We start from the raw sequence: 8,630 nt of genomic DNA on the forward strand, positions 1-8,630 counted from the left end.
GCGCGCCAGGCGGAACTCGCCGCGCTCTGCGACGCCCTGCTGCTCGACGCGGCCGCGCGACCGGAGGTGGAAGCGGCGGTCATCCGCCCGCTCGCCACCGCCCAGGCCGCGCGCCACGCGGCGGAGGCGCGCAAGGCCGCGGCCACGCGCGTGCAGTTCTTCACCATGACCCAGATGCGTTGACGGCGATGCGCTGATGGATACGCGCTTTCCCGGCTTCGCCGATCCGGTGCTGGACGCGCAGGCGACCTTCCGCGCCGTGCTCGAGGCGATGAGCCGCCCCGGCCGCGTGCAGCGCATCGCCCCGCCCCCCGAAGCGCCGCCCGGCCTGTCGCCAGCCGCCGCGGCCGTGCTGCTCACGCTGGTCGATGCCGCGACGCCGCTGCGGCTTACCGCCGGCCCGGAGGCCGAGGCCTGGGTACGTTTCCACTGCGGCTGCCCCCTGCTGCGCGACGGCGCCGCCTTCGTCCTCGATCCGGCGGCGCGGCTGCTGGATCTCGACCCGGGCACCGACGAGGAGCCGGAGCGCGGCGCGACGCTGATCCTCGAGGTCGCGTCGCTGCAGGAATCACCCGGCTGGCGTCTGACTGGCCCCGGCATCCGGGACGCGCATGACCTTCGCGTCGAGGGCGCGCCGGCCGGCTTCGTCGCCGAGTGGTCGGCCAGCCGCGCACGCTTCCCGCGCGGCGTCGACGTCATCCTCTGCGCCGGCGCACGCATCGCCGCGCTGCCGCGCAGCGTCGCCATCGAGGACGGCTGAGATGTACGTCGCGACCAAGGGCGGCGAGCGGGCGATCGGCGCGGCCCATGCCTGGCTGGCCGAGGAACGCCGTGGCGACACATCCCTGCCCGAAATCGAGGTCGCGCAGGTCGAGCAGCAGCTCGGCCTCGCCGTGGACCGTGTGATGGCGGAAGGCAGCTGCCACGATCGCGGCCTGGCGGCGCTCGCGGTGAAGCAGGCGCGCGGCGACCTGATCGAGGCCGCCTTCCTGCTGCGCGCCTATCGCACCACCCTGCCCCGCTTCGGCGCGAGCGCGCCGCTCGACACTGGCGCGATGCACATCCGGCGGCGGATCAGCGCCACCTACAAGGATCTCCCGGGCGGCCAGGTGCTCGGCCCCACCTTCGACTACACGCATCGCCTGCTGGATTTTCGGCTCGCTGCCGCGGGAATGACGCCGGAGACCGCGCCCGAGGCGGAGCCCGATGGCACGGCGACGCCGCGCGTGACGGAACTGCTCGCGCAGGAAGGCCTGATGCAGCGCGAGGCGCCGTCGGAGGTCGAGCCCGGCGACCTGACGCGGGAACCGCTCAGCTTCCCGGCAGACCGGCCTGTGCGCCTCCAGGCGCTGGCGCGCGGCGACGAGGGCTTCCTGCTCGGCCTCGGCTACTCGACCCAGCGCGGCTACGGCAACGCGCATCCCTTCGTAGGCGAGATCCGCGTCGGCGATGTCGCGGTGTGCCTCACGCCGCCCGAGCTCGGCTTCGAGATCGAGATCGGCGACATCGGCGTCACCGAATGCCAGATGGTGAACCAGTTCCACGGCAGCCGGACCGAGCCACCGCAATTCACCCGCGGCTACGGCCTCGTCTTCGGCCATGGCGAACGCAAGGCCATGGCGATGGCGCTGGTGGACCGGGCGCTGCGCGCCGAGGAGATGGGCGAGGAGGCGACGGCGCCCGCCCAGCAGGCCGAGTTCGTGCTGTATCACTGCGACAATGTCGAGGCGACCGGCTTCGTCGAGCACCTGAAGCTGCCGCACTACGTGGACTTCCAGTCGGAACTCGAGAACGTCCGCGCGATGCGCGCGAGCGCCGAGACGGCGCGGGAGGCGGCGGAATGACCGCACCCGAATCTGGCTACAACTTCGCCTACCTGGACGAATCCACGAAGCGGATGATCCGCCGCGCCATCCTCAAGGGCGTCGCGATCCCGGGCCACCAGGTGCCCTTCGGCTCGCGCGAGATGCCGCTGCCCTATGGCTGGGGCACGGGCGGCATCCAGGTGACGGCCTCCATCCTCGGCCCCGCCGACGTGCTGAAGGTGATCGACCAGGGTGCCGACGACACCACCAACGCGGTCTCCATCCGCGCCTTCTTCCGCCGCGTCGCCGGCGTGGCGACGACGGAGCGCACGGCGGAGGCGACGGTGATCCAGACCCGCCACCGCATCCCGGAGCGCCCGCTGACCGAGAACCAGATCCTCGTCTACCAGGTGCCGATGCCGGAGCCGCTGTTCCGCCTGGAAGCCCGCGTGGCCGAGACGCGGCGCATGCACGCGCTCGCCGACTACGGGCTGATGCATGTCCGGCTCTACGAGGACGTCGCGCGCCACGGCCGCATCGCGACCAGCTACAACTACCCGGTGATGGTGAACGGCCGCTACCTGATGTCGCCCTCGCCCATCCCGGCCTTCGACAATCCCAAGATGCACCGCATGCCCGCGCTGCAGCTCTTCGGCGCCGGGCGCGAGAAGCGGATCTATGCGGTGCCGCCCTGGACCGAGGTACGGAGCCTCGACTTCGACGACCACCCCTTCCGCCCGATCCGCGCGCCGCAATCCTGCGCGCTCTGCGGGTCGCAGGAGAGCTACCTCGACGAGGTGCTGACCGACGACCGCGGCGGCCGCATCTTCGTCTGCTCCGACACCGACTGGTGCGCCGAGCGGCAGGCGGCCCGGGAGGCGGCGGAATGACCCCGCCCCTGCTGAGCGCGCGTGGCCTCGAACTGCGCTTCGGCCGCATCGCCGCGCTGGACGGCGTGGACCTCGACATCTGGCCCGGCGAGGTGGTGGCGATCGTCGGCGAGTCGGGCAGCGGCAAGACGACGCTGCTGCGCGTGCTCTCCGGCCTGATGCCGCCGGATGCGGGCGAGGTCGTGTTCGACGGCCAGGACGTGCTCGGCATGAGCGAGGCCGCGCGGCGCCGCCTGATGCGCACCGATTGGGGCTTCGTCCACCAGAACCCGCGCGACGGGTTGCGCATGGGCGTCTCGGCGGGCGGCAACATCGGCGAGCGCCTGATGGCGGTCGGCGCGCGACACTACGGCGGCATCCGCGCGCAGGCATCGGAGTGGCTCGCCCGCGTCGAGATCGACCCGTCGCGGATCGATGCCCTGCCCCGCACCTTCTCGGGCGGCATGCAGCAGCGGCTGCAGATCGCGCGCACCCTCGTCACCCATCCGCGGCTCGTCTTCATGGACGAGCCCACGGGCGGCCTCGACGTCTCGGTCCAGGCGCGGCTGCTCGACCTGATCCGGGCGCTCGTCGCGGAACTCGGCCTCGCCGTGCTGCTGGTGACCCACGACATCGCGGCCGCACGCCTGCTCGCGCATCGCATCCTGGTGATGCGCCACGGTCGCGTGGTGGAGCAGGGCCTGACCGACCGCGTGCTCGACGACCCGCAGCATCCCTATACGCAGCTGCTCGTCGCCTCGGTGCTGGCGGCATGAGCTGGGCGCTGAAGGCCGAAGGGCTTGGCAAGTCCTTCACCCTGCACCTGCGGGGCGGCGTGACGCTGCCGGTGCTGCGCGGCCTCGACCTGGCCGTGGCGCCTCGCGAATGCGTCGCCCTCGCCGGCGCCTCCGGCGCGGGCAAGTCCACGCTGATGCGCTGCCTCTATGGGAACTACGGCGCGGGCAGCGGCCGCATCCTGTTGCGACACGGCGGCGCGGAGGTCGACCTCGCCGCCGCCGATCCGCGCCTGGTGCGGGAGATCCGGCGCGAGACGCTCGGCTACGTCTCGCAGTTCCTGCGCGTCATCCCGCGCGTGCCGGCCCGCGACATCGTGGCCGAGCCGCTCATCGCGCGCGGCCTGCCGCGCGAGGCGGCGCTGCGGCAGGCGGAAGCGCTGCTCACGCGGTTGAACCTGCCGGCGCGGCTGCACGAGCTGCCGCCCGCCACCTTCTCGGGCGGCGAGCAGCAGCGGGTGAACCTTGCACGCGGCTTCGCACCCTCCTATCCCATCCTCCTGCTCGACGAACCGACCGCCAGCCTCGACGCCGCCAACCGCGAGGTCGTGATCGGCCTGATCGCCGAGGCCAAGGCGCGCGGCACGGCGATCGTCGGCATCTTCCATGACACCGAGGTGCGCGACCGCGTCGCCGACCGCATCTTCGACGTGATCCCGATCCCAGAGGCCGCATGACCGCCGAGACCATCCTGACCAATGCCGTGCTCGTCCTGCGGGACGAGGCGCTGCCGGGCACGGTGGTGATGCGGGGCGCCGCGATCGCGGAGGTGCAGCCCGGCCGCAGCCATCTGACCGCCGCGCACGACCTCGGCGGCGACCACCTGATCCCGGGCATCGTGGACGTCCACACCGACAACCTCGAGCGGCAGGTGCAGCCGCGCGCCAGCGCCCGATGGCCCTCGCGCTCGGCCATGCTGGCGCATGACACGCAGACCATCGCGGCGGGTGTCACGACGGTGCTGGACGCGCTTTGCCTCGGCGATCTCGGCTTCGATGCCGGCCGCACCCAGACCTTCCGCGACGGCGTCGCCGACCTCGACGCGCTGGCGCCGACGGGCCTGCTGAAGAGCGAGCATTTCCTGCATCTGCGCTGCGAGCTGCCGGCCAGGGACATGCCGGAGCTGGTGGAGCTCGCCGCCGATCACCCGCTGGTCCGCATGGTCAGCCTGATGGACCACTCGCCCGGCGTCGGCCAGTACCGCGACATCGAACGCTACAAGAAGATGCGCATCAAGCAGATGCAGATGACGCCCGCCGAGGTGGACAAGCGCATCGGCGAGCTGCTGGAGCAGCGCGGACGCCTGCGCGACGCACAGCGGCGCTGGCTGCTCGACCGCTTCGCCGGCCGCGGCATCGCCCTCGCCAGCCACGACGACTGCACGCCGGAAGGCGTCGCGCGCAACCACGCCGACGGCATCACCATCAGCGAGTTTCCGGTCGCGATGGAGGCCGCGCTGGAGGCGAAGCGCCTCGGCGTCGAGGTGATCGCCGGCGCGCCGAACATCGTCCGCGGCGGCAGCCATTCCGGCAACGTCGCGGCCGCCGACCTTGTGCGGGCCGGTGCGGTGGACGTGCTGGCGAGCGACTATGTCCCGCCCGCGATGGTGGAGGCCGCCTGGCTTGCCGCCGGATCGGGCGCCGTCACGCTGCCGGAGGCCGTCGCCATGATCACCGACCGCGCGGCGCGCATGGTCGGGCTGGCGGATCGCGGCCGCATCGAGCCCGGGCTGCGCGCCGATCTCGTCCAGGTGCGCCCGCATGAAGGCCACGCCGTGGTCCGCCGCGTCTGGCGTGCTGGCGAGCGCGTCGCCTGATGAGACTCGCGCTCTACTGGGCGCCGCGGATCGACGATCCTCTGCATCGGCTCGGCTCCACGTGGCTCGGCCGAGATGCGGAGACCGGGGCGATGCTGGCGCAGCCGGCGCTGCCCGGCCTCGACATCGCCGAGATCACCGCCGATGCGCGCGGCTACGGCCTGCACGCCACGCTCAAGCCGCCCTTCCGGCTCAACGGCAGCTACGCCGAGGCGCGCGCAGCGGCCATGGCGCTCGCGGCGCGCACGCGGCCCTTCGCCCTGCCGCCGCTGCGTCTGGCCGAGCATCACGGCTTCCTCGCCCTGCTCGAAACGGAGAAATCAACCGAGTTGCAGGCCTTCTGCGACGCCTGCGTCACCGCCCTCGACCCGCACCGCGCGCCGCCGACCGAGGCGGAGATCGCCCGCCGTCGGCCGGAGCGCATGACGGAACGCCAGCGCGCCTACCTGCAGCACTGGGGCTACCACTATGTCTTCGAGGAATGGTGGTTCCACGTCACGCTGAGCCGCCGGCTGACGGCGGAGGAGCGCGCAATCGTGCAGCCCGCGCTCGCGGCGCATCTGGCCGATGTGCCTGCCCTGCCCCGTCGCGTGACGGAACTCTGCCTGTTCACCCAGGCGGCGCCGGGCGCGCCGTTCCTGCTCGCCGAGCGTCTGCCGCTGCTCGGCTGAGCGCCGCGACGACCCGCGCGACGCCGGTGGCCACATCGGCGTCGTTCACCACCGTCTCGACGTCGAGGTCCGGCGGCAGCGCTTGGTCACGGGCCAGCCTGGCGGCGACATCGGCTTCGGTCTCGCGCCCACGCGACGCCAGGCGCGCGGCACGCAGCGCGATCGGCGCCGTGATCTCCAGCACGCGCAGCGGGTAGAGCGCGGCGGCCTCGGCCAGCACGGCGCGCGAGAGATTCGCCACCGCCGCCCGCCCGGCCGCGATGTCCACCTCGATGTCGCGCGGGATGCCGTAGAGCAGGCCATGCGCGGCCCACCACAGCGCGAAGGCCCCGGCGTCGCGCGCGGCGATGAAGGCGTCGCCGCTCATCGGCAGATGCGCTTCGCCGCCGGCTTCCGCCGGCCGCGTGACGCAGCGGCGCACGAAGCGCAGCGACGCCTCTCCGACCAGCGCGCGGCGCGCGCCGTCCAGCAGCGTGTCCTTGCCCGCCCCCGATGGACCGACAACTCCGATCAACATCCGCTCACGCCACCGCGCCCGCTTGACCGGATCGCCTCTGCCCGCCTCTATCCGCCCGCGCAAGCGCCCGACCCGAAGGCTTCATCCGATGTTCACGACCCGCCCCGAGATCGCCGGCACCTTCGGCGTCGTTGCCTCCACCCACTGGATCGCCTCCCAGGTGGGGATGAGCGTGCTGGAGCGCGGCGGCAACGCCTTCGATGCGGCCGCCGCCGCGGGCTTCACCCTGCAGGTGGTGGAGCCGCACCTGAACGGCCCCGGCGGCGACTGCCCGATCATCGTCCATGACGCCAAGGCCGGCGCGCAGCAGGTGATCTGCGGCCAGGGCGTGGCGCCGGCGGGCCTCAGCATCCGGCATATCCGCGACGAGCTTGGCCTCGACCTCGTCCCCGGCACCGGCCTGCTGCCGGCCATGGTCCCCGGCGCCTTCGACGCCTGGGCGCTGATGCTGCGCGATTACGGCACCTGGTCGCTGCGCGACGTGCTCTCCTACGCCATCGGCTATGCGCGCCGCGGCGTGCACTATGTCCCGCGCATCATCGCCACGCTGAACACGGTGCGGCCAATGTTCGAGACGGAATGGCCGACCTCCGCCGCCCTCTGGCTGCGCGACGGCGGGCCGCAGGAAGGCCGGCTCTGGGCCAACCCGACGCTGGCCGACACTTGGGAGCGCCTGCTGCGCGAGGCCGAGGCCGCGGGCCACGACCGCATCGCGCAGATCGATGCGGCGCGGAGCGCCTGGTATGGCGGCTTCGTCGCCGAGGCGATCGACCGCTTCTTCCGCGCGAACGAGATCATGGACACCTCGGGCCGCCGCCATCGCGGCGTGCTGACGGGCGACGACATGGCGCGCTGGCGCGCGACGAAGGAAGCGCCGCTGAAGCGCGACTACCGCGGCACGACGCTGCTGAAATGCGGCGTCTGGAGCCAGGGCCCGACCATGCTGCAGACCATGGCGCTGCTGGAGGGCTTCGACGTCGGGGCCATGGATCCGCTCGGCGAGCGCTTCATCCACACCGTGGTCGAGTGCCTGAAGCTCGCCTTCGCCGACCGCGAGGCCTTCTACGGCGATCCCGACTTCGTGGATGTCCCGATCGCGACGCTGCTGTCCGACGACTACATCGCGCAGCGCCGCAGGCTGGTGGGCGAGAGCGCCTCGCTCGACCTCCGTCCCGGCACCATCCCCGGCTACGACCGCCCGGCGCCCGACTTCGCCGCGGCCGAGGCGCGCGCCGAATGGCTTTCGCGCGCACCCGGCGCCGGCGAACCGACGGTCGCGCGGCTCGGCGCCTCGGGCGGCGACACCTGCCACATCGATGTGATCGACGCGCAGGGCAACATGGTCAGCGCCACGCCCTCCGGCGGCTGGCTGCAATCCTCGCCCGCCATTCCCGAACTCGGCTTCTGCCTCGGCACGCGCGGGCAGATGTTCTGGCTGGACGAGGCGCATCCGAACGGCCTGAAGCCCGGCAAGCGCCCGCGCACCACGCTGTCGCCGGCCATGGCGCTCAAGGATGGCCGCCCCTGGATGAGCTTCGGCACGCCGGGCGGCGAGCAGCAGGACCAGTGGCAGCCCATCATGTTCGCTCGCATGGTCGATCACGCGATGACGATCCAGCAGGCGATCGACGCGCCATCCTTCCACACCGAGCACTGGATCTCGAGCTTCTGGCCGCGTCCCGCGCGCCCGGGCAAGGTCGTGATCGAGGGGCGCTACGGTGCCGATGTCGCGACCGCGCTGCGCGACCGCGGCCATCGCCTGGAGGTCGGCGGCGACTGGTCCGAAGGCCGCCTGACCGGCGCGCGGCAGGAGGCGGACGGCCAGCTCTTCGCCGGCGCCAATCCCCGCGGGATGCAGGGCTACGCGGTCGGGCGCTGAACGACCTGACACGCGCGTGAGTTGACGCGGGGCGGGTGGCAACGCACGTCAGGCGTCATGCGCCGCCGCACGCTCTGCCTGCTGCCGCTGCTGGGCGCGGCAGCCTGCGCAACACCGGCACCGCCGCCAGCGGCCACCGCGCCCGCACGGCGCGCGCCGCCGGCCAATCTGACGGAGCGCGTGCGCCAGGAACCCTGGCTCACCCGCTTCTGGGCCCAGCTGACGCCGGCGCAGCGCCGCCGTGTGCTCGCCCGCCTGCAGCGCCGCGACCCGCCGGTC

General features: G+C 72.8%; 11 protein-coding genes. 10 read left to right on the forward strand and 1 reads right to left on the reverse strand.

Translation table 11 applies throughout. The features are described 5' to 3' along the window. The 8 genes from L2I40_RS13350 to L2I40_RS13385 form a co-directional block, all read left to right on the forward strand. Nucleotides 1-183 (forward strand): phosphonate C-P lyase system protein PhnG (locus tag L2I40_RS13350; protein ID WP_237215451.1); only part of this gene is annotated, 183 nt, incomplete at its 5' end. A gap of 13 nt (nt 184-196) precedes the next feature. Beyond that, nucleotides 197-760: a phosphonate C-P lyase system protein PhnH gene (gene phnH, locus L2I40_RS13355; protein WP_237215452.1), complete on the forward strand. Its 564-nt coding sequence runs from the start codon at nt 197-199 to the stop codon at nt 758-760. Nucleotide 761: 1 nt separating this feature from the next. Next, nucleotides 762-1,844: a carbon-phosphorus lyase complex subunit PhnI gene (locus L2I40_RS13360; protein WP_237215453.1), complete on the forward strand. Its 1,083-nt coding sequence runs from the start codon at nt 762-764 to the stop codon at nt 1,842-1,844. Further along, a complete protein-coding gene (locus L2I40_RS13365) occupies nt 1,841-2,695 on the forward strand; it encodes an alpha-D-ribose 1-methylphosphonate 5-phosphate C-P-lyase PhnJ (RefSeq protein WP_237215454.1) in 855 nt (284 codons plus the stop codon). The genes L2I40_RS13360 and L2I40_RS13365 overlap by 4 nt, the downstream gene beginning before the upstream one ends. Then, nucleotides 2,692-3,450, forward strand: a complete 759-nt coding sequence (phnK, locus tag L2I40_RS13370; protein ID WP_237215455.1) for a phosphonate C-P lyase system protein PhnK — start codon at nt 2,692-2,694, stop codon at nt 3,448-3,450. The genes L2I40_RS13365 and phnK overlap by 4 nt, the downstream gene beginning before the upstream one ends. Continuing rightward, nucleotides 3,447-4,145 carry a phosphonate C-P lyase system protein PhnL gene (phnL, locus tag L2I40_RS13375; RefSeq protein WP_237215456.1) on the forward strand — a complete coding sequence of 233 codons (699 nt, stop codon included), beginning with the start codon at nt 3,447-3,449 and terminating at the stop codon, nt 4,143-4,145. The genes phnK and phnL overlap by 4 nt, the downstream gene beginning before the upstream one ends. Further along, nucleotides 4,142-5,284, forward strand: a complete 1,143-nt coding sequence (locus L2I40_RS13380) for an alpha-D-ribose 1-methylphosphonate 5-triphosphate diphosphatase (protein WP_237215457.1) — start codon at nt 4,142-4,144, stop codon at nt 5,282-5,284. The genes phnL and L2I40_RS13380 overlap by 4 nt, the downstream gene beginning before the upstream one ends. Continuing rightward, nucleotides 5,284-5,955 (forward strand): DUF1045 domain-containing protein, encoded by a 672-nt coding sequence (locus L2I40_RS13385; protein ID WP_237215458.1) that lies wholly within the window; start codon nt 5,284-5,286, stop codon nt 5,953-5,955. Before L2I40_RS13380 ends, L2I40_RS13385 begins: the two co-directional genes overlap by 1 nt. On the opposite strand, the gene phnN is transcribed toward L2I40_RS13385, so the two are convergent. After that, nucleotides 5,894-6,472 (reverse strand): phosphonate metabolism protein/1,5-bisphosphokinase (PRPP-forming) PhnN, encoded by a 579-nt coding sequence (gene phnN / locus L2I40_RS13390; protein ID WP_237215459.1) that lies wholly within the window; start codon nt 6,470-6,472, stop codon nt 5,894-5,896. The two genes, L2I40_RS13385 and phnN, sit on opposite strands and share 62 nt — an antisense overlap. Nucleotides 6,473-6,560: 88 nt before the next feature. Between phnN and L2I40_RS13395 the strand changes: the two genes are divergently transcribed. Beyond that, on the forward strand, nt 6,561-8,351 hold the full coding sequence (locus L2I40_RS13395) for a gamma-glutamyltransferase family protein (RefSeq protein WP_237215460.1): 1,791 nt from the start codon (nt 6,561-6,563) through the stop codon (nt 8,349-8,351). Between the two features lie 57 nt (nt 8,352-8,408). Then, nucleotides 8,409-8,630, forward strand: a 222-nt coding sequence (locus tag L2I40_RS13400; protein WP_237215461.1) for a hypothetical protein, incomplete at its 3' end; no start/stop codon positions are given.

It is taken from the genome of Falsiroseomonas oryziterrae, assembly GCF_021864505.1.
GTDB lineage: Bacteria > Pseudomonadota > Alphaproteobacteria > Acetobacterales > Acetobacteraceae > Falsiroseomonas > Falsiroseomonas oryziterrae.